This window comes from Acinetobacter sp. YH12063 (genome assembly GCF_013419715.1).
Lineage (GTDB): Bacteria > Pseudomonadota > Gammaproteobacteria > Pseudomonadales > Moraxellaceae > Acinetobacter > Acinetobacter amyesii.
The window spans coordinates 135,745-157,740 of record NZ_VOZO01000008.1 but is presented as its reverse complement, the minus strand read 5'-3'; the positions used below and the strand labels follow the sequence as shown (position 1 = coordinate 157,740).

Here is a 21,996-nt window from a genome sequence, read left to right as displayed (position 1 = left end):
ATCTCAGTTGTAACAAGTGTTTAACGATATTCTGTTACAATTTCAACTCAGAATGATATCGTATTGCTCTTGCGTATATAAATTTTCCACTTGGAACTTGATCACACGGCTAATAAAGTGCTCTAAATCAGCTACCGCAGGTGCTTCAGCAGTTAACAATCGATCAATCACCGACGGATGTGCCACCACGGTAAAACCACTTTGTGACTCATAAGCACGTGCATATCTCAAGATTTCACGGAAAATTTCATAGCAAACTGTTTCAGCCGTTTTCACATAACCACGCCCCTGACAGGTCGGGCAAGAATCACAAAGTAGATGCTCCAGAGATTCACGGGTGCGTTTCCGAGTCATTTCCACCAAACCCAGCTCAGACACTTGAGTGATCTTGGTTTTAGCATGATCGCGCTCAAGCATTTTCTCAAACTGGCTCATCACCTCTTCACGATGATGTGCTTCTTGCATATCAATGAAGTCAATAATGATAATCCCGCCCAAGTTACGTAGTCGGAGCTGACGTGCAATGACCTGTGTGGCTTCCATATTGGTTTTAAACACAGTGTCTTCAAGCGAACGACCACCGACGTAGGAGCCAGTATTGACATCAATCGTGGTCATCGCTTCAGTTTGATCGATCATCAGGTAGCCGCCAGACTTAAGTGCTACACGTGTCTGTAAGGCTTTCTGAATATCCTCTTCGACATTGTACAAGTCAAAAATTGGACGCTCACCCGGATAATGCAGTAAGCGATTTTGCATACTCGGTACAAATTCTTGAACAAACTCTTGCAATTTGCCATGCACTTCACGTGAGTCGACCTGAATTTTAGACGTATCTTCATTGGCCAAATCACGGATGACGCGTTGTGGTAAAGGTAGCTCTTCAAAAATCAATGAAGGCACAACAATACTGCGTTGTTTACGTTGAATGTATTCCCACAGTTTTGCTAAATAAGCCATGTCCTGCGCAATTTCACATTCAGGAATACCTTCGGCGGCAGTACGAACGATGACTGAACCCGGTAAGTTGTGTTCCTTTTGAATGCGTTCAATCATGCTACGCAAGCGATCTCGTTCTTCTTCAGACTCAATGCGCTGAGAAACACCGGTATGACTGCCATATGGCATTAAAACAAGGTAACGAGAAGGAATAGAAAGATCAGTTGATAGTCGTGCACCTTTGGTACCCAACATATCTTTCATGACTTGTACGGTGAGTACTTGCCCTGGTTGTAACAGCTCAAAAACATTCGGGGTTGGTTGATTGCGCTGCCAGACCATATCATTGATATGTAAAAAAGCCGTTCTCGACAATCCAATATCAATAAAAGCAGCCTGCATACCCGGAAGCACGCGAACAACTTTCCCTTTATAAATATTGCCCACTAACCCACGCTTCACGGTGCGTTCAACAAATAATTCATTGACCGTACCGTTTTGAATCAACGCCACCCGACATTCCATCGGTGTGACATTAATCAACAACTCGTCAGACATATCAAAACTCAAAACATTATAAAAATTCTTGTGTTGCAGCAGTTAATTTAATGCCTTAACTGTCTGTAATAACTGTACGGTTTCATGCAAAGGCAGCCCAACGACATTGCTGTAGCTCCCTTCAATACAAGGAATATAGCGCGCAGCAATTCCTTGAATAGCATAGGCTCCCGCCTTGCCGATTGGTTCACCTGTTGCCCAGTAGCTTTCCATGTCAGCTAGACTCAGCGTTTGAAATTCAACCTGTGTACGCACTACTATACTGTATATTTGATCTTTTGTACTGACACAAACACCTGAAAACACATCATGTTTTCGTCCAGAGATCATTTCCCACATAGAAAAAGCATGTGCTTTCGACGCTGGTTTTCCTAAAATGTGCTCATCTACGCCTAAACTGGTATCGGCGGCAATAACGATAGCATCAGGGAATTGTTGTTGTACTGCGCAAGCTTTGGCACGTGCTAAACGCTCTACATAATCCGCTACAGGTTCTCCTTCCAACACGGACTCATCAATATCTGGACTGAAAATGTCAAATTCCAGACCCAATTGTTGCAAAAGTTCGCGTCGTCGAGGAGAACTCGAAGCTAAAATTATATGCGCCATTTTCTCAGGAAGTAATACATGATTGGCCAAATGAGTAAGCTAGTAACAATTGGCTGCCAATGGCGAGCAAATGAAAACTGTGCCCCACCCATCACTTGAACAATCCACACAAACAGTAAATGCGCGAAAATTGCCATTGCAGCAATAATCCATAAATTACCAAATGTGAGAATACGACGTTCACGGGTCAAAAAGCGTGTCACAAATGCAATGACCACAAAACTCAGTGCGTTCATGCCAAATGGCGCATCAGTCAATAAGTCGGTAAATAGACCTGTGGCAAATGCAAACCAAACACCGCACCATGTCGGCTGACAGAGTACCCAAAATAGCATGATCATCATCATGAATAATGGACGCCAACCCGATAAGTCATAAGAAAGCGGATACACCATCAGCACGGATGCCAAAATGATGGAAAAGATAATCGGAAATAATGGGTCGCGCTCTGTATGACGACTAAGCTTAGCGAGTGACATGCGGTTGCTCCATCGCTAAAGAATCGGAAAATAGCACAACCACATGATGACCACCTGCCAATTGGGCAGCAGGATTGATATCAATTTGGGCAAATTCACCGCTATTGTGACGACTGACTTTCGACACTGTACCCACCAAATAACCCGCTGGGAAATGTGCCCCTAGCCCTGAGCTATAGACTTTTTCACCGACTTTGATATTGGCACTGGTTGGCACGTATTCCATCTTAAGTCGACCTAAGTCACCTGTACCCGTAACGATTGCGCGCATACCGGTATGCTCCATCCGCACGGATAAAGAGTGCTCTTTGTCTGAGAGCAACATGACACGGCTACTATGTGGGTAAACATTGATAATTTGCCCCATAATACCCTTGTCATCGAGTACAGTTTGTCCCACTTTAAGCTGACTGCTGGCTCCACGGTTAATCACAATAATATGACGTAAGGGATCAGCATCGGTACCAATGACTTCGGCAATCTCCATACGGCCATCAATAATGAGTGGTGTATCGAGTAGTCCACGTAGTCGAGTATTTTCAGCAGAAAGTTCAGAAAGTTTCTGTAAACGGACTTGAGCCTGAATTAACTCTGCTTGCATCGCGGTATTTTCACGACGTAATTGAGCTTCAGACTTGGTTTGTTGATTCAGCCATTCTCGCGATAACACTGGATAGCTTGCAAGTGCATAAATTGGATTATATGCCGCATACAAGACGTCTCTGGCCGGTTGAATTACATGTGGCATGCGCCAATCAAAGAAAAGCACCACCAAGCATGTAATCACCGCAATGATAAATGAGCGAAAAGATGGCGGTTGTCTTGAAAACAGTTGCGTTTGCACCCGCCGAGTCCTTTTCTTAGCCTACAAATAACATGTCATGATTTGGGTTATCGAAGAATTCGAGAACCTTACCACCACCACGTGTAACACATGATAGTGGATCTTCTGCAACCACGACAGGAAGACCTGTTTCTTTTGCAAGAAGCTTATCAAGATTGCGAAGTAATGCACCGCCACCAGTCAACACAATACCGCGTTCTGCGATGTCTGAAGACAACTCAGGTGGCGTTTGCTCTAGTGCAGATTTAACCGCAGCCACAATGTTTTGCAGTGGATCAGAAATCGCTTGAGTCACTTCATCAGAAGTTACGGTAATCGCACGAGGTACACCTTCAGCCAAGTTCCGACCACGGACTTCGATTTCCAAAGGTTTTGCACCTTCTTCTGGAAGCGCCATACCAACTTCTTTTTTGATGTTTTCTGCAGTGGTTTCACCAATCACACAACCATGTGCTTTACGCACGTAATTAATGATTTGTTCATCAAATACATCACCACCGATACGTAGTGAGTCTGCATAGACACAACCTTGAAGTGAAATGATCGCGATTTCAGTTGTACCACCACCAACATCGACAACCATCGAACCACAAGCTTGCTCAACAGGCATACCTGCACCAATTGCAGCAGCCATTGGCTCTTCAATTAAGCGAACTTCACGTGCACCTGCATTGTATACAGCTTCACGGATTGCACGGCGTTCCACCAACGTCGATTTACATGGCACACACACCACGACACGCGGTGCAGGTGGGAACAAACGTTTTTCGTGCACTTTGCCAATGAATTGATTCAACATCGTTTCAGTGACTTCAAAATCTGCAATCACACCATCTTTCATTGGGCGAATCGCAGAAATATTTGCAGGTGTACGACCTAGCATTTGCTTCGCGTCAAGACCTACTGCGGCAACGATTTTTTGTGAACCACTGTGGCGAATTGCCACCACCGTCGGTTCATTTAATATAATGCCTCGTCCTGGCGCATAAATAAGTGTATTTGCAGTGCCTAAATCAATGGCAAGATCCGGCGAAAACAAGCCAATTAGTCGTTTTAGAATCACGGGGACGTTCTCAGTTAAACTTTTATATGGACGCAAGGTGGCAACTTTAACTAAATGTGATGATTTGAACAAGTCAATCGCTTATTATAAGCCACGATATTTTGAATTTTTTTAATACTGATTAGGTAATGTTATGTCTACATCGGATGCACAGCATTCTGCAGATCTAAATGCACAAACAGTTTCAGCGATTGCCCATCTGGCTCGATTGTCGCTAGATGAAGCGCAATCTGCCGACTATGCTCAAAGTTTAAATAAAATTTTAGGCATGATGGAAACCCTGAAAGGCATCGATACTGACGGTGTTGAACCACTAAAAAGTCCATTCGACAATCCACAGCCCTTACGTGAAGACGTGGTATCTGAGACCAATCATCGCGAAGCATATCAAGCAGTTGCTCCTGCCGTACAGGATGGCTTGTACCTTGTTCCGCGTGTGATTGAATAATTTTTATTCAGATCAACATTTTTTCAAATTAAACGTAAAGAAATATTTCTCATGACAGATTTACATCGCTTATCAATTCGTGAATTGTCTGAAGGTTTGGCTGGCGCTAAATTTTCTTCACGCGAATTGACTGAACACTATTTAAAACGCATTGAAAAAATCGATGCTCAAGTCAAGTCATACGTGACCGTGACAGCTGAACAAGCACTTGCGCAAGCAGATGCGGCTGATGCTGCAATTAAAGCAGGCAATGCAACTGCGTTGACCGGTGTACCAATTGCGCATAAAGATATTTTCTGTACCCAAGGCATTAAAACCACTGCTGGTTCTAAAATGCTGGACAATTTTATCTCTCCTTACGACGCGACCGTTGTAGCGAAAGGTAAAGCTGCGGGCCTTGTCACTTTAGGTAAAGTGAACATGGATGAATTCGCCATGGGTTCAACAAGTGAAAACTCATTCTACGGCGCGACTGCGAACCCTTGGAACTTAAACCATGTTCCCGGTGGTTCTTCAGGCGGTTCTGCGGCTGCAGTAGCGGCTGATCTTGCGCCTTTCGCAACAGGTACAGATACAGGCGGTTCAATCCGTCAGCCTGCATCATTCTGCGGTTTGACTGGTCTTAAACCGACGTATGGTCGTGTTTCTCGTTTCGGTATGATTGCGTATGCATCATCTTTAGACCAAGGCGGCCCGATGGCACGTTCGGCTGAAGACTGTGCTTACCTCATGAACGTGATGGCAGGTCATGATGCGAAAGATTCAACTTCGGTTGAAAAAGACGTCGATAACTATGTAGCGAACCTCAACGGCACTTCTGTAAAAGGCTTACGCATTGGTATTCCTAAACAATACTTTAACGTTGCCGGCTTAGATGCTGATGTGAAAGCACGCGTTGAAGAGTCACTGAAAAAGCTTGAAGAAATGGGCGCAATCTTGGTTGAGATTGACCTGAACATGACTGAAAGCTACGTACCAACGTATTACTTGATCGCACCTGCTGAAGCATCGTCTAACTTATCTCGTTTCGACGGTGTACGTTATGGCTACCGCGCAGAAAATCCAGTTGATTTGATGGATCTTTACAAACGTTCACGCTCTGAAGGTTTTGGTAAAGAAGTTCAACAACGTATTTTGATTGGTACTTACGCGCTTTCTGCGGGTTACTACGATGCTTATTATGTGAAAGCACAAAAAGTACGTCGTTTAATTCAACAAGATTTCTTAAAAGCATTTGAATCTGTAGACGTGATTGCTGCTCCTGCTGCACCAACGACTGCATATAAAATTGGTGCAAACCTGTCTCCTGTAGAAATGTACTTGGGTGACATCTACACGATTGCAGTGAACTTGGCAGGTCTTCCTGCGATTAACGCGCCTGTTGGTTTTGACAAAGACAATTTACCGGTTGGCTTACAGCTGATTGGTAACTACTGGTCAGAATCTCAATTGTTGTCTGTGGTGCATCAGTACCAACAAGCAACCGATTGGCATACACAACGCGCTGCAATTGCTGAGGAGAATGCATAATGGCTAAAAACGCTGCGAAACCAAAATCTAACCTGATTGATGGTTGGGAAGTGGTGATTGGTATCGAGATTCACACTCAGCTTGCAACCAATACCAAAATTTTCTCAGGTTCATCAACTACGTTTGGTCAAGACCCAAATACGCAAGCGAGCCTTGTTGACTTGGCAATGCCGGGCGTATTGCCAGTACTCAACAAAGAAGTGGTTGATCTCGCGATCCGCTTTGGTTTGGGTATCGATGCTTACATCGACCAAGCGTCTGTGTTTGCACGTAAAAACTATTTCTACCCTGACTCTCCAAAAGGCTACCAAATCAGCCAAATGGATAACCCGATTGTGGGCTTGGGTCATATCGACATCCAACTTGAAGATGGCACAGTAAAACGCATTGGCGTAACACGTGCGCACCTTGAGGAAGATGCTGGTAAATCGATCCATGACCAATTTGAAGGCCAATCGGGTATCGACCTCAACCGGGCAGGTACACCGTTACTTGAAATCGTATCTGAACCTGATATGCGTTCGGTTGAAGAAGCGGTTGCCTACATTAAAGCGATCCACACTTTAGTGCGTTGGTTAGGCATTTCTGACGGTAACATGGCAGAAGGTTCGTTCCGTGCGGACTGTAACGTGTCTTTACGCCGTCCGGGTCAACCGTTTGGTACACGCTGCGAGTTGAAAAACCTCAACTCATTCCGCTTCATTGAACAAGCGATTAACGTTGAAATTGAACGTCAAATGGAAATCTTGGAATGGGATGGCACCATCGACCAAGAAACACGTTTGTTCGACCCTGTGAAGATGGAAACGCGTTCTATGCGTTCTAAAGAAGAAGCGAACGATTACCGCTACTTCCCTGACCCTGACTTGTTGCCTGTGATTATTGCAGACGAACAAATCGAAGCGATTAAAGCGACGATGCCTGAGCTACCTGCTGCACGTCGTGCTCGCTTTGTAGCGGACTTTGGCGTGACTGAGTACGATGCTCACGTGCTTACGCTTACACGTGAAATGTCAGAGTTTTACGAAGCTGTGGTTAATGCTGCTGGCGGTGCTGCACAAGGTAAGATTGCGGCTAACTGGGTGATGGGTGAATTCTCAGGTGCTTTAAACAAAGCAGGTCTAGAACTTCATGATTCTCCTGTTTCTGCTGAGAAATTGGGCGGTATGATTGCACGTATTGTGGACAACACCATTAACGGTAAGATTGCGAAGCAAGTATTTGGCTTTATGTGGGAAGAAGGCAAAACTGCGGATGAAGTAATTGCAGAAAAAGGCTTGAAACAGGAAACTGATACAGGCGCAATTGAAGCAATTATTAAAGACGTTCTTGCTGCTAACGAGAAGATGGTTGAAGAGTATAAATCTGGTAAAGAGAAAGCCTTTAACGGTCTTGTTGGTCAAGTCATGAAAGCTGCGAAAGGTAAAGCCAACCCTGCGCAAGTAAATGAATTAATGAAGAAATTGATTGGTTGATTTACAGCATAGTTAATTAAATCTGTGTTATAAAAACCTCGCAAATTGCGGGGTTTTTTATTACAAGTAGGCACTTATGAAATCTATTCAACAAATTGAAGTATTAAATTTATATGGTTTTCTAAATCACACGGCTTTGTTGCACAAAGATTTGAAATGCAAAGCGCACCTAATTGAGCTAAATTTAAGGCGTAACTTGGGTAAGTGGTCGACCTAATTCCGTAAATCTGTTAAGGACTGCTACACGTGCATGGATCTCATTCACTTGGCTATCAAAACTCCTTGCACTGAGTTTATCTCCTAATAATTTGATGCAATGCATCTTAGTTTCAACCAAACTTCGCCGATGATAGCCTGACCATTTTTTCCATAGTGTCCTGCCTAAACGTTTAATTGTTCGAAGTAATTCATTTCGCTCTAGCGAGCTACTCTTTGTATCTTTCCATGGTTTCGCATTTTTTCTAGGTGGAATCACCGCATGCGCTTGCCGATCTGCAATGACCTGACGGCATTGCTTGGTGTCATAAGCTCCATCGGTATAAACAGAGTTAATCTGCTCATCTTGTGGAATCTGATTAAGTAAATCACCAAGCACCTGTGAATCACTGACATTATTGGTTGTAAGCTGAACTGCTCGTATTTGTAGGGTTTTAGCATCTATACCAATATGAAGTTTACGCCATTGGCGACGATATGAAACTTCATGCCTGTAGAGTCCATGAGTAGATGCAGCCCATCGCTACTTTTTTGGTAGCTGATTACAATATCAATATGCTTTTGTCTTCTACAAAGCGTGGTGTAATCTGGAGCTATCCAATTTAATCCGCAAAGTTTAATCAGACTTTGCACAAAGCCAGTGACCATACGTAAAGATAGACGGAATAAGGATTTAATCATTAAGCAGCATTGGATAGCTGCGTCGGAGTAGGTTTGATTTCGCCCTTGTTTGCCTTTTGATGGCGCATACCATTGCGTAGCAGGATCAAACCAAAGGGCAATATTTCCGCGACTCATGAGTGCTCGGTTATATGCGGGCCAATTGGTTGTGCGGTAGATTTTGTGTGTAGGCTTCTTCATTTGAAAATTATATCGCTGAAAAAGCCTTTACAGATAGGTTTGTGCAACAAAGCCTGTCATATCTGTTTATCTACTACTTCCAATAACTTTTGGCTTAGATTTATTTAGCTTCCCAAGTAACTGGAAATAAGATCATTTAAACCGTAAAAGTCTCCCTTTAAAAAAGGGAGACTTTGCCATCTGATCAATTTAATATGCGAGGTTCCCTCCCCTGAGCAAGTTTTAAAGCATTGCTTCATAGGGGAGAAGTACCTCTAAAAACAAAGTGCAAGTGATCGTTGAAAAAGGATTATTATTTATGCTATAAAATCAAAAACATCAAAGAAAAACAAAAATGACGCCTGAACTTTTACTCTTTATCATTCAGATCACCATTGGCATATTTGCGCTGATCATCATCATTTTGCTATTGATTCCAAAATGCCGTAAGTGGCTCTCTGAAATGCAACCAGAACCTCGCAGAAAACAGCGAGGACTAGGATTTGCTAATGGAATAGAAGTTATTTTCTATCCCATTTATTGGCTGATTAAAATCATCGCTGCCATCTTCAGATAAGCCCGACAGATACCTTATTTCCCTCTGATCGAACCCAACTTATTCCAGATATCCGGTGTCAAAAACGTGGTGATTAGCTTATTCAAATCCACATAACGCAGCACACCTTTCAGCTGATTATTCACTTCCGGATTTTTTAAAATTTCCTCACCTGTACTACGACCTAAAGCCTGAAAGCTATTACCCACCGCTTCCAAACCTTCTGCCTGAATCACTGCCTTAGTTTGTGCCGAACATTGCTCAACCAAGATGCGCTGTAATACCGATGCCAGATTCTTATCCAGACTTTCCTTCTGCTGAGCAGACACATTACTAAATGCTTTCAGGTCTGGATGTGCAGCCAAAGCCACAAAGGTCCATTGCATTACAGCAGTTTTATCGGCAATTGTGGTGGACTTCTCCAAACAGTCACTCAACTGATCGACCGTTGGTCCTGCATTTGCCATTTGCACTGTTCCCAACAAGGCAGTTACCATCAGCGTAGAACGAACAATTTTAGAAAATCTGTGGCGTACAGGGGAAACACAGCGTGACATAAGCAAACTCCATTAACAGTCTGTTCTTTGTACCACAAAGCATGACAGTTCATCTGTTATTACATTGCAAAATCAACCTGATTTTTAACCTGTTTCTTGTTGCCTGATCTTGGACCTATCTAGCTACGACTAAAGTGAACAATAAGCGTCTTAAATCCACAATCTGCCTGTGCTATGGTGAATAAAAACAAATTTCTCATATAAATCATAGAGAATTAGAGGGTAACAACATGTCTAAACAAATTCTGATGCTGGTTGGCGACTATGCCGAAGACTATGAAACCATGGTGCCATTCCAGTTTTTAACTGGTCTGGGCTATACCGTACATGCAGTCTGTCCAGACAAGAAAGCTGGTGACACAGTGGCAACTGCTATACACGACTTTGAAGGTGACCAGACCTATAGCGAAAAACGCGGCCATAACTTTGCCATTAACTATGACTTTAGTACGGTAAATACCGAAGACTATGTTGGTCTGGTGATCCCAGGTGGTCGTGCACCGGAATACCTGCGCATGAATAATCGTGTAATCGAAATCGTACGTGAATTTGACAGTGTGAAAAAACCAATTGCAGCCGTGTGTCATGGCGCACAGATCCTTGCAGCAGCAGATGTACTCAAAGGCCGCACCTGTTCCGCTTACCCGGCTTGTGCCGCTGAAGTCAAATTGGCAGGCGGACAGTATGCCGATATTGCAGTCACGGATGCAGTGACCGACGGTCATTTAGTTACTGCTCCTGCTTGGCCTGCTCACCCTGCGTGGATGGCGCAATTTGTTAAAGCATTAGGCGCGACGATTACCATTTAATGCTTGAGTCACGAAACTAAAACGCATTGGATCATCATCCATTTAGGGTGAATCCATAAAAAATGCTCCTTGTATAAAAGGAGCATTTTTTATTTACTCAAAATAAAATTAACGAACCACACCTAACTTATTCCAAATTTCTGGGGTTAAAAATTTGGTCACCAATTTATTTAAATCGACATAACGCAGTACGCCTTGTAATTGTTGTTTAATTTCAGGCGTCTTTAATATTTCATCCCCCGTGATACTACCAAGCTCTTGAAAACTTTCGCCTACAGCCTGTAGACCGTCGGCTTTAATTACAGCCTGCGTTTGCGTAGAACATTGCTCCACCAAAATTCGCTGCATCACTTGAGCCAGATTTTTATCGAGTTGCGTTTTTTGCGCATCACTGACATTACTGTATTGTTTTAAATCTGGATGCGCTGCCAAGGCAGAAAAGGTCCATTGTAGAACCGCCGTTTTATCTGCGGCAGTGGTCGATTTTACTAAACATTGACTGAGCTGATCGACCGTCGGACTCGCTAAACTCACTTGCGTCGTCCCAAGCATCATGAGCGTCAATACAGCCAAACCTGCTGGTCGTGAAAAACGTAGATGTAATTTTTTAGATAAACCGTAAGCCATAGACCAAACTCCCAAAACTTGAGTCACCTTTGTATCATGAAGTGCTGTATTTGCTGTTTGGTCTATGTAACTCAACTATTCATTTTTGCTAGTAGCTGCATAGATGAGAGGATGAATCGTTGGCCTTCTATTCCAATACCAGTAAAAATGCCCATGGATATCGAGCAAACTATGGGTGGTCAATGTCGATTTATTACTATCCCCTCGCCAGCAGGCAAGTGCTGCATTACGATTATTATGTAGGTCAATAAACTCTGGATTCGAATATTTGGGTTTCGCTGGAATGTATAAAGCATCTCCGGGATTGACCCATAAATCTGCCAAGTAAATCTTACCTAGATTTGGAAAATAACGTCCCACTGAGATGACCAGAGGCAATTGATCCTGATCTGTCGCGCTAAAAATATGCGGAAAGTCATGGTGTTCTAAATCAGTAGCCACATAAGGAAATAAGGTTTTTCCACTACAGTCAGGCTTACCGCCATCTAGATAGGCAAAACAATGACCTGCCATCATGCCGTATTCATATTGAATCTCTGACAGTCGTTTTTGATTTGAATGAATCTGAATCGCTTCACCTGCCTGAACTAAGGTGATACCAAAAGCTGCAGCGGTTTCTCTGGTCGCAACCAATGGCATAAACTCGAAGTGTTGCCCTTCAAATTCAAGCTCCGTTTGCTCCCCCCAATTGGTAATTTTAGTCGAAATTTCGGAAGGCACATCGTAGGGATTTCCCATCGTCATTTTCGCATTGGTGGCTGACTCGGTAATTAAATGAATTCCTGCCCCAAGTGATGCTAAATATGTTGGATGCCCACGATCATTCAAAAAGAAGGGTGTTTGCTCGATATTGACTGTAATCTCTGTTAATTCTCGGTCAAATAATGGTGCATTAAAATAAGTTTCATTTACTGAACTCATGGTTTTTCCTTATTATTTTTTAAAATTTTATCTGAGTACATCATTGGATCAGGATAAAAGCTTATTTCCCCAAATGGCTTTTATCCTGTTGAAGTTTATTTCATACGATTCAACATATTTTTTGCCCCTGCGTGGTTATAGTTGGTCGCTAAGTTTTGTAGGATGCCTTTTGCTCTTGCATTGGCGTTTGGATAACTTTTGCTATATGCAGGCACTGACGTTAAGCATTTTGCAACGAGCATACCTGATTCAGCATAGGCTCTATTGGCATTTGCACCATTTAATTTGCCATAGCTATAAGCGCGCTGTGCATTATTACAAGCGGTGACTTGGTTTTTTCCGGCATTCAGGTCGCGTCGTGCATTGACATATAAGCGCATTTGTATCTGTTGCGATGTTTCTGCAACTGGTTTCACTACAGGTTTATTTTCAGGCTCTTTGGCTTTGGTTTCTTTTTTAGTCTCTACCTCTTTTTTTGCTTCCTCTTTCGCATTGCTTTTTGTTGTCGTTGCTTTTGCTTTGCTTGGTGTGGCTTTTTTAGCTACAGTTTCTTCTTGTTTATTATAGTTTTTGCGACGTTCTTCGGGTCCAATAATTGCTGTATACAAACTCACTAAGCGGGTTTCAGAACGGTCATTCGATTTACGCTCTGAAACAGGTTCAATAGCAACCATCCAGCGTTGTCCATCTGCCTGACTACACTGAAATACACCTGTGCCCTGTTTTATACTGCTATAGGTCGCTAATAATTTACGACTCCATGCATTTTTGACTTGGTTCAAATTGCTTTTATTCAGTTGAATAAATTTGCCATTTTTGGCTTGGCAGTAACTGCTCATATTTTGCTTGGGTATCAGCGATTCTGCTTCAACATTTTTCTTTTGTGGCCCCCAATCATAGACGTATTCTTTCGCCTTCCCATTTGAGCTATTTAGCCCTTTTTGATTAATCACTTCTTGTGGTGATGCATAATGATTAAATGAATTTGGGTTTAAACTCTGCATGGTTGTACAACCATGTAATGCAAATCCAATACTCCCCACCCATAAAATTGCCTTTAAATTCACAGCAAAAATCTCAAAAAATTCACCCTTAAAAAATAGCGTAATTTAGTGCCTTTCACAATTTTATAATCTTGATTTTATTTATTATTTTTATAAATTTAATCACTAAAATCGTACACGTTTGAGATGTGTGCATATGTTGTTAATTTTAATTTGATGAATTTCACATTTTATTTAAGTGTATTTGTTTATCCTTGGTGAACGGTCATCATCGTTCCCTTTTAGGTTATTTCGCAAGCATTTATGTATCGCTATGTGCTTATCAAATCTGCCATCAGAACAAGCCTCTATTATTAATAATAATATAAAGCTGGGCCTATCCATGATTCGAGCGACAATATGGAATCGAGTAAAAAAACAGCTCATCTAAAAATATTAATCTATTGATTTTATTGAAATATATTAACTTAAAATTAAAGTCATAAAAAAACCTGCATTTTATTACAGGTTTTTTTTAAATTTATAAACTCAATTGTTAATTTTTTCTTCAAATGCTCTTAAACGCTTATAAATAGAAATCAGTTCAATAATGGTTGTCCACGAAGAAATCAGGTATTGGAAAGAATCACGTACACGCCCAAAGACATTTAAAATTTGCATTAATATACCGAGCGTGATTGTTCCCGCTGCAATACTTGGAAACAATACAAAGAACCCATAAATATTATCAAGCTGCATATACCAAATACGAACCAGATTGAAATAAGCGTAGTGGAAATACAGTCTAAAATAATTAAAACGAACTTTAGTAAATAATTCTTGTAATGTGAAAGGGTCTGCTCGATCTGCATGATCTTCACCATAAACTAACTCTTTACGATATGCCGCTTCTACTTTTTGATTATTAAACTCCAAACCGGGTAGTTTATAACCCACCAGCATTAAAATAACCGTCCCTAAAACCGCCCAAAGGACTGCCGCCCAAACCAATGCATAGGCGATTTCTCCCACGACAGGTAATTTCTTTACATGTGTTGATAAAGTTAGCAGCACAGGTAGAAATGCAATTAAGGTCATCACCGATTCAACTAAACTAACCCCAAGTCCTTCTGTGGTTTTTGCAAAGCGCATCGTATCTTCTTGAATACGCTGTGAGGCACCTTCGATGGTTCTCAGTTTTTCCCAATGCGCAGTATAAAAGTTATTCATTGCAGTACGCCAACGAAAAACATAATGACTGACGAAAAACAGGTTCAATACAGCCAGTGTGACATACACCATGGCCACATAGAGAAAAGTCAGTATCTCAGAATATAGCATCGTCACTTCGCCCCCACCACCTGAAAGCATCTTCTGGATCAGGTCATAGAATGGGTTATACCAAGCATTGATCACGACATTACATTCCACACTAAACCAAACATTAAACAGGATAAGTGCGGTTCCCCACACTGACCATCGCTGCCAAGGATTATCTGATTTGATCTTCCAAAAGGCTGCAAAAAACGCCGTTGCTACAAAAAACCAAACATAGAACCATAAAAATTTGGGACTCCAAAATCGGCTAACACCAATAGGCAGTTCTGCTTGATGATAATTTGCAGGTAAACCGAACATCGTACCCCAACTATGACCACCGCTATACCATAAGGCGATATTAATTATGAACCATATAAGGAATGATCCAAAAAACCATTTTGGGTTTGGAAAAAACGATTTAAACATTGGTCCTACATTTCCCTGAATCTTTGTTTTTAGTTTGAGTTGCTGATGATAAGTTTTATTTCATTAATTTTCTTGTTCAGATTGAATATTTAACGCTGTTTAATCTGAAATTTAACAATCAAATACAAGACGACACATCATTCTGTTAGCTTAAGCATGAAAACTGAAAATTGCCTTAAATTCCTTTATTGATCAAGCCATATTGATGATTTGGTCATTGTTTGTGGAACTAAAAATGCATCTTAAGCATACAGATACACTTAAAAAATTTGTAATTTTATAAATTTTCTTTGATATCAACAAATTAAAATCCATAAATTATTTAACCATTATTTAAACTTAAGTTATGGAATTCTCTAAAATATTTTCTGCGATGTAGCTCACGTCATTTACAAAACATGTTTCTTCACCAATAATATGCTAAGTTCAATTAACAACCTATGCTTGGGGAAGTAAAATGGAAAGTGCAATTGTTGAATTACTCAAACCAATTACATTAAATAAAGAAAATTGCAGTCCTTTGGTTTTTGAAACTGGTACCGTTCTAAAAGTGATTATGCAAACGCCAGAAGGCCTTTTGGTAAGTAATGATGACAAATTTAACTTTGTGATTTCATTGAAAGATAAGAATGAAGTTTGGCGCGAAATTTAATTTTCGCCTCACTTTGTGATTTGTTTTTAAATCATATTTATTCTAAGAAATTTAATCATACAATTATTGAATAAACAGGATAAGGTTCTTAAATTCCATAAAAAAAGAATCCTCCTTTTAAGCAAATATTTTTCATAACTTAGCTTAACGTTTAAATCCGTAAATCATATTTTTCTAAAATCGCATTGGTTTTCTGATGCAATCCCTCAAAATAGACTTTACTCACCAGTGCTGAAGGCTTGTTTTTTGGCAATGGACGAATTTCATGTGCGTGCGGAAAACGTTCAGTAAAATCAAATCGTTTAACCACTTTTTTAAACTCATCCATCACAAGATTTTCATCTTTACAAAAAACATCGTAGGCTTGCTGTTTTTCTGCATCCCAAAACTGCTTAAATGCATCTTGAACACTTTGACCATTCAGCATTCGTGGCATTTGTTCATCAATAAACTTCTGAATCAAATCCATTTTTTTATACATTTTTCGGTCATTACTGATTAAAGATTGGAGTTGTTGCTGCTGTTTAGCCCTTTGAATCGAGGATGGTGGCGCAGCAGCAATCATATTTAATAATGTATAAATATAATCCTGATTTACATAATCACTAATAATAAAATCTAAAGCAAAATTCACGTCACGTAGCACTGAATCTTTTTCAACTGCTGTACCTTTATTTATTCTGTCATATAAATCTTTATATTTAGATTTATAGTCTTCAAGTTCTTGCGGCACTATAACTGCGTTATCAACATCAAAGTCTGTATACATTTTCAGTTGTGAATGTAGACGAATCACATCACGAAAAGCTTGAATAAACTGCAACTGCTGACTTTCGAGTTTTAGATCATCTACTGACTGACACTCAGGTGTTATTTTTCTTAATTCACTAACACACTTATTAAATTCTGCTAATTGTTGATCCAACGGTGGCACAATCACTTGCTCAAAATTTTGGTCGTCTGCAAAAGTAGAAAGAGCTTTATCTGTTGCCTGCTTTAAATTTCTAAAACACACGACATTGCCAAAAGCTTTTGTTGGCTTATAAATACGGTTTGTACGCGAAAAAGCCTGAATTAAACCGTGATATTTTAAGTTCTTGTCGACATAAATCGTATTAAGTGGCAATGAGTCAAACCCTGTCAGGAACATATTCACCACCAACAGCAAATCAATTGGCGGACCTTTCAACTCCCCAACTTCTTTAGGTGGTTTAGGGACTTTGAAGTACTTAACGCGATCACCTAGATTTTTATAATATTCATAAAATCCTTCGTCACAGTTATAGCTAGTCAGATGGCGCGTATTAAATTCTGCAATGATCCGTTCAAGTTGCGCTTTACGCCCCATATCAACTTGACTCGGCTGTTCAAGTTCTTCTTCAGAAATCGTACCTGTTGTGGAGTCATTGGCGTCGTTTGTCGTGTCCTGCGCGCCAAAAGAAAAGATCGTACCAATCACTAAAGGGCTATAAACCTCTTTCTTCTCGTTAGCTTCTGCAACCAACTCTGCTTGGACTCTGGTAAATATTTCATAATATTGAAGTAGGACATCTACTGAGCTGACACAAAACATTGAACAAAATTCGCGTTTTGCCGTTTTTTTGTCATGATTTTTTAAAATATAACGTACAATTTTTTCTAAGCGCTCAGGGTTGTCATACAGTTCTTTAGTATCGATGCCTTGTATTTTTTCATCACCTGCATTCACCTGATGAGCGGTAAATTGTCCTACGTAATCAATTTGAAATGGTAAAACATTTTTATCTGCTATCGCATCGACAATCACATATTTATGCAGTCGTTTAGGGAATAGATATTCTGTAGTGTATTTCACACCACCAATGCTTTGACAGTTCACAGGAAAAATAGGCGTGCCTGTAAAACCGAACATTTGCGCCTGTTTAAAGAAGCGTTTGATATTTTGGTGAGTATCACCAAATTGACTGCGGTGGCATTCATCAAAAATAAATACGACTTTTTTATCTGCCAAATCAGCGATCAATTCTCTGAATTTAGGGAGTGTAATTGCGTTATTCAGCTTTTGAATGGTTGTCACGACCAATTTATCTGTGAGTAAATTGCTTTCATTTTTTCGTGAGTTCAGCCGTTTACCGATAAGCTGCTCAACCAATGTTTTGGTGTTGGTTGTTTGGTCTACGCAGTCGGGAACAAAGGCATTGAACTCTTTAGTGGTTTGATTATCTAGGTCTTTGCGGTCCACAACAAAAATTACTTTTTCTATTTCTGGCAACTGACGCATGATTTCACTGGCTTTAAATGCCGTGAGTGTTTTACCCGAACCCGTTGTATGCCAAATATAGGCATGATCGGTTGAGGTTTTTACATGCTGAATCATGTTTTCAACTGCATAGACTTGATAAGGTCGTAGCACCATTAAGCATTCATTGGTTTGATGCTGAACGATGTATTTACTGATCATTTTCGTAATATGTGCGGCGTTTAAAAATGCTTCGGTAAATTTACTCAAATCATTAATTGCTTTGTTGTTTTCATCGGCCCACGGAAATGTGAAATCAAACAGTGGCGTACCGTGTGAATAATATAAGCAATTTACGCTGTTGCTAATGACAAACAGCTGTATGTATCCAAACAAACCTTTTCCAGATGTATAGGCGTCTTTACTGTAGTTATGCACTTGGTGAAACGCTTGTGCGATTTCTACGCCACTACGCTTAAGTTCAACTTGTACCAACGGAAAGCCGTTGATCAATAGCGTGACATCAAAACGGCTGGTTTCTGTACCACTCTCACCGTATTGAACCGTCACTTGGTTAGTCACTTGAAAAATATTTTTTTCTGCATCATCACTTAAAAATCGCAGTGTTTGGGTCGTACCGTCATCATGTTTAAGCTGGTATGAACCACGCAATAGTTTGGCTTTGCCGAAAATCGTATGTTCACTGCTCAGGTAATTCCACACCTGTTCCCATTGCTCATGTGTGAGTGGTGCAGTCAATGCGTTAAATTTTTCTATCTGTTTTTTTAGATTTAGAAGTAAGGCTGTTTCGTTTCTGTACTGAACACGTTCGTACCCTAAAGTTGTTAAGTGCGCTATAAATTGGTTTTCGAGTTCAAGTTCTTTTTGGGTCGACATTTATAATACTGCTCAGTTTTTAACTATTGGTATGTATATCTTTTGATTCTAATAGATTTATTATATTTTTCAATCTTTTAAATTCATCAAATAAACATCTAAACTGATGATACAGATCACTGTTTTTTCTTTTAGGAATCCTTCAGTACTTTCTTAAATAAAAAAATTCCCACATTTGAATAAATGCAGGAATTTTATGAAACCCTATAAACACTCACACAAACATCTGCTGTAACAAACCCCTTTTCCACTGTTTAGCTTGTTCAATTTGCTGTGCAACCACTTCAATTTTTTGATCAATGGCTGATAGGAAATTAGCGATTTTGTTTTGTTCTTCTAAGCAAGGTATAAGCATTTCAAAATTGATTACATCTTGATTAGAGATATTAGGTTGAGCACTAGCTGAAGGAATTGACTGAATATAATTAAAAAAATCTTTAGAAAGCATTACTTGGTAAACGTATTCATTAGTAGTTTTTTCATTTACCTTAAAAGTTGCTACTCGTTGATTAAGATATGCTGATCCTGTTACTACCTTACCTAACTTGCCAAAAGTAGCACCAGATAAAGCCATGACAATAGCATCTTTTGAAACTAAGTAACGTACATCTGGAATTTCGTCAGAATATACACCATTAAAGTAATCTAAAAATATGTTGTTTCGAATATCCCCAATTCTTACTACTTTTGTAGTTCCTTTCCCAAAACTATTACTTTTAAATGCATAACCACCTTGGATTGCAGTGATATCACCCAAATTACCATATGCCCACTCCCCAAACTCACTCCCATCATCCGCTTTAAAACGAATCTGCTGACTAAATAGCTTTTGCATCATGCCCTGTTTATATTGGCTCAGCAGTTCATGTTTTTGCGTCAGTTCGCTAATCTTTTCATCCACTGCTGAAAGAAAAGAAGCGATTTTGGTTTGTTCTTCTTTGGATGGAACAAATAAATCAAGATTCATCACATCAGGCTTAGTAATATTCTTCATGCTATTACTTGTGCCCGATGCTAAATCTCTTATCTGATTTAAGCCTTGGTCAGATCCTAAATAAAATGCCAGCCAACGCGTGACTGTTTTATCTTCAATAATCTTTAATTGCCATAGTCGATCTGGTAAAAATGTTTTAGCTGGAGCCTTTAATACATAGGCATTCATACCAACTAAAAGCGGTGTATTCATACGACTCATCAATATTGAAGCATCTAATACAGGCTCTTTTAATCTCTCAATTTCATTGTGCTGAAGAACTCGCTTTCTTTCAGTTTCATCAAAATATCCTGAAGAAATACAACTTGTTTTCAAAACAGAATATTGATCATTTTCAGGTTTAATATCTTCAGAGTTTACAGATACTCCTGCATCTAAAGAATTAACGAGGTCTTTAATTTTTAGACTATCCCACCCCCCATCAAACTCTTTAAATCGTAACTTAGGCGAAGCCATTACTTCACCTCCGCAAACGGAGAATCAATCCCTAACTCTTTACAAAAACCTGCAATCACCACATCAGTCTTTTGACTTTCAACTTCTAAGGCTTGAAGCTGTTTCGCTATTGCATCTAAATCAATTTCTTCTTCTGCTTCAAAAGTATCGACATAACGAGGAATATTCAAATTGTAATCATTGTCAGCAACTTCTTGCAGACTCGCTACGTATGCATATTTTTCAATATTTTGACGGTTTTCAAATGCACCAACAATATTATCTAAATGCTCTGGCAAAAGCTTGTTTTGATTCTTTTGCTTATCAAACTCGTTACTCGCATCAATAAATAAAATATTGTCGCTATGCTCACGGTTTTTCTTCAACACCAACACACAAGTCGGAATAGTCGTGCCATAGAAAATATTGGCAGGCAAACCAATAATCGTATCAATCACATTTAACTTTTCAATTAGATGCTTACGAATATGCCCTTCACTCGAACCACGGAACAAAACCCCATGCGGCAGTACAATCGCCAAAGTCCCATTTTCATCTAACTGATAAAGCATGTGCTGTAAAAACGCCATATCGGCCTTAGAACTTGGAGCTAATTTGCCAAAATCACGGAAACGCGGATCGCTTAAGTATGACTCACTCGCAGACCACTTTGCCGAAAATGGTGGATTCGCTACAATCGCATCAAATTTCAGTTCCATATGCTGTGGACGTTTTAAAGTATCTTCCTGCTTAATTTCAAACTTTGAGTAATGCACATCATGCAAAATCATGTTCATGCGCGCCAAGTTATAGGTCGTACGGTTCATTTCTTGACCATAAATCGCATCCACATCGCCGACTTCACGCTTTACACGTAGCAATAAAGATCCTGAACCACAAGTCGGGTCATATACACTGCGTAGACGTTCTTTACCTAAGGTGACAAGTTTTGCAAGCAAAGTCGAAACCATTTGCGGTGTATAAAACTCACCTGCTTTTTTACCAGCACCTGAAGCAAATTCACCAATGAGAAACTCATAAGCATCGCCTAAAATATCAGACTCAGTATTCGATAGATCAAAATTAATATCGTCTAAATGTACGATCACACGGCTAATCAGCTCATTGCGGTCATCTGGCGTATTACCTAACTTGGTCGAACTTAAATCCATGTCTTCAAACAAATGCGAAAAATCATCTGCCGCATCTGTACGCAGCGTACTTTGCTCAATTGCCTTAAGGGTTTTAATTACATCATCCAAAATGTATTTTTTTGCTCGAGCCAATGTTGCCATACTGTGGAACAATTCTTGTGGCGCTAAGAAATAGCCCATACTGGCAAGACATTCTTCACGCACAGCACTCAAATATGCATGATTATTTTCAGTATCTTCGACCAATTCTGTAAACTTAATTTGATCCGGCGCCAAAATTTCGTTGGCATTATTTTGAATTTTTTCAGACAAATATTTATAGAAGATCAAGCCCAAAATGTAATCACGGAATTCATCTGCCCCCATTTTACCGCGCAAAGTATTGGCAATATTCCAGAGTTGTTTTTGCAGTTCTTGAAGCTGGACTTGAGTCATTGTTGTACCAA

The 21,996-nt window shown here is 40.1% G+C and carries 18 protein-coding genes and 3 pseudogenes; 6 read left to right on the top strand and 15 right to left on the bottom strand.

From position 1 onward, the window contains the following. Positions 1-42 precede the first annotated feature (42 nt). Genes rng through FTU12_RS10835 form a run of 5 tightly spaced genes read right to left on the bottom strand, consistent with a single transcriptional unit; the run spans position 43 to position 4,492 of the window. Positions 43-1,497 (bottom strand): ribonuclease G, encoded by a 1,455-nt coding sequence (gene rng, locus FTU12_RS10855; protein ID WP_078189981.1) that lies wholly within the window; start codon positions 1,495-1,497, stop codon positions 43-45. Between the two features lie 42 nt (positions 1,498-1,539). Next, a complete protein-coding gene (locus FTU12_RS10850) occupies positions 1,540-2,106 on the bottom strand; it encodes a Maf-like protein (RefSeq protein WP_180040412.1) in 567 nt (188 codons plus the stop codon). Then, positions 2,094-2,585, bottom strand: a complete 492-nt coding sequence (gene mreD, locus FTU12_RS10845) for a rod shape-determining protein MreD (RefSeq protein ID WP_168379038.1) — start codon at positions 2,583-2,585, stop codon at positions 2,094-2,096. Before mreD ends, FTU12_RS10850 begins: the two co-directional genes overlap by 13 nt. Further along, positions 2,572-3,429, bottom strand: a complete 858-nt coding sequence (mreC, locus tag FTU12_RS10840) for a rod shape-determining protein MreC (protein WP_078189984.1) — start codon at positions 3,427-3,429, stop codon at positions 2,572-2,574. The genes mreD and mreC overlap by 14 nt, the downstream gene beginning before the upstream one ends. A 16-nt stretch (positions 3,430-3,445) precedes the next feature. Continuing rightward, entirely contained in the window at positions 3,446-4,492 is a 1,047-nt protein-coding gene (locus tag FTU12_RS10835) for a rod shape-determining protein (protein WP_086178633.1), read from the bottom strand. 133 nt (positions 4,493-4,625) lie between these two features. Here FTU12_RS10835 and gatC point away from each other — a divergent pair, with 133 nt between their 5' ends. The 3 genes from gatC to gatB are packed head-to-tail and all read left to right on the top strand — an operon-like array spanning position 4,626 to position 7,945. After that, positions 4,626-4,940 carry an Asp-tRNA(Asn)/Glu-tRNA(Gln) amidotransferase subunit GatC gene (gatC, locus tag FTU12_RS10830; RefSeq protein ID WP_078189985.1) on the top strand — a complete coding sequence of 105 codons (315 nt, stop codon included), beginning with the start codon at positions 4,626-4,628 and terminating at the stop codon, positions 4,938-4,940. Between the two features lie 51 nt (positions 4,941-4,991). Then, the gene (gene gatA, locus FTU12_RS10825) at positions 4,992-6,470 is read left to right on the top strand and encodes an Asp-tRNA(Asn)/Glu-tRNA(Gln) amidotransferase subunit GatA (protein ID WP_180022293.1); all 1,479 of its coding nucleotides are present in this window, start codon (positions 4,992-4,994) and stop codon (positions 6,468-6,470) included. Beyond that, positions 6,470-7,945, top strand: coding sequence for an Asp-tRNA(Asn)/Glu-tRNA(Gln) amidotransferase subunit GatB (gene gatB / locus FTU12_RS10820; protein WP_180114346.1), 1,476 nt, complete (start codon positions 6,470-6,472; stop codon positions 7,943-7,945). Before gatA ends, gatB begins: the two co-directional genes overlap by 1 nt. Before the next feature lie 184 nt (positions 7,946-8,129). On the opposite strand, the pseudogene FTU12_RS10815 reads toward gatB, so the two are convergent. Further along, positions 8,130-8,959: pseudogene (locus FTU12_RS10815) on the bottom strand (IS5 family transposase). 397 nt (positions 8,960-9,356) lie between these two features. On the opposite strand from FTU12_RS10815, the gene FTU12_RS10810 reads away from it, so the two are divergent. After that, positions 9,357-9,578, top strand: a complete 222-nt coding sequence (locus FTU12_RS10810) for a hypothetical protein (RefSeq protein ID WP_180114345.1) — start codon at positions 9,357-9,359, stop codon at positions 9,576-9,578. A 14-nt stretch (positions 9,579-9,592) separates the two neighbouring features. Here FTU12_RS10810 and FTU12_RS10805 read toward each other — a convergent pair whose 3' ends face one another. Beyond that, positions 9,593-10,114: a hypothetical protein gene (locus FTU12_RS10805; RefSeq protein WP_180010075.1), complete on the bottom strand. Its 522-nt coding sequence runs from the start codon at positions 10,112-10,114 to the stop codon at positions 9,593-9,595. Between the two features lie 230 nt (positions 10,115-10,344). Here FTU12_RS10805 and FTU12_RS10800 point away from each other — a divergent pair, with 230 nt between their 5' ends. After that, complete coding sequence (locus tag FTU12_RS10800; RefSeq protein ID WP_180065307.1) at positions 10,345-10,923, top strand: DJ-1/PfpI family protein; 579 nt, start codon at positions 10,345-10,347, stop codon at positions 10,921-10,923. A gap of 108 nt (positions 10,924-11,031) precedes the next feature. Here FTU12_RS10800 and FTU12_RS10795 read toward each other — a convergent pair whose 3' ends face one another. The 4 genes from FTU12_RS10795 to sbmA all read right to left on the bottom strand — a co-directional run bounded on the left by FTU12_RS10795 (position 11,032) and on the right by sbmA (position 15,200). Continuing rightward, complete coding sequence (locus tag FTU12_RS10795; RefSeq protein WP_227591924.1) at positions 11,032-11,478, bottom strand: hypothetical protein; 447 nt, start codon at positions 11,476-11,478, stop codon at positions 11,032-11,034. A gap of 147 nt (positions 11,479-11,625) precedes the next feature. Continuing rightward, positions 11,626-12,471: a hypothetical protein gene (locus FTU12_RS10790; RefSeq protein ID WP_168379044.1), complete on the bottom strand. Its 846-nt coding sequence runs from the start codon at positions 12,469-12,471 to the stop codon at positions 11,626-11,628. 95 nt (positions 12,472-12,566) lie between these two features. Continuing rightward, entirely contained in the window at positions 12,567-13,538 is a 972-nt protein-coding gene (locus FTU12_RS10785) for a hypothetical protein (RefSeq protein WP_180114344.1), read from the bottom strand. A 465-nt stretch (positions 13,539-14,003) separates the two neighbouring features. Then, entirely contained in the window at positions 14,004-15,200 is a 1,197-nt protein-coding gene (sbmA, locus tag FTU12_RS10780) for a peptide antibiotic transporter SbmA (protein ID WP_180114343.1), read from the bottom strand. Positions 15,201-15,657: 457 nt separating this feature from the next. Here sbmA and FTU12_RS10775 point away from each other — a divergent pair, with 457 nt between their 5' ends. After that, positions 15,658-15,852, top strand: coding sequence for a hypothetical protein (locus tag FTU12_RS10775; protein ID WP_180004283.1), 195 nt, complete (start codon positions 15,658-15,660; stop codon positions 15,850-15,852). A 151-nt stretch (positions 15,853-16,003) separates the two neighbouring features. On the opposite strand, the gene FTU12_RS10770 is transcribed toward FTU12_RS10775, so the two are convergent. The 4 genes and pseudogenes from FTU12_RS10770 to FTU12_RS10760 all read right to left on the bottom strand — a co-directional run bounded on the left by FTU12_RS10770 (position 16,004) and on the right by FTU12_RS10760 (position 21,985). After that, on the bottom strand, positions 16,004-18,967 hold the full coding sequence (locus tag FTU12_RS10770; RefSeq protein ID WP_180114342.1) for a type I restriction endonuclease subunit R: 2,964 nt from the start codon (positions 18,965-18,967) through the stop codon (positions 16,004-16,006). Positions 18,968-19,181: 214 nt separating this feature from the next. Continuing rightward, positions 19,182-19,913: pseudogene (locus FTU12_RS16670) on the bottom strand (restriction endonuclease subunit S); the annotation flags it as partial. Then, a pseudogene (locus FTU12_RS16665) lies at positions 19,896-20,417 on the bottom strand (restriction endonuclease subunit S); the annotation flags it as partial. The pseudogenes FTU12_RS16670 and FTU12_RS16665, both read right to left, overlap by 18 nt. Continuing rightward, a complete protein-coding gene (locus FTU12_RS10760; RefSeq protein WP_180114340.1) occupies positions 20,417-21,985 on the bottom strand; it encodes a type I restriction-modification system subunit M in 1,569 nt (522 codons plus the stop codon). The pseudogene FTU12_RS16665 and the gene FTU12_RS10760, both read right to left, overlap by 1 nt. Positions 21,986-21,996 lie beyond the last annotated feature (11 nt).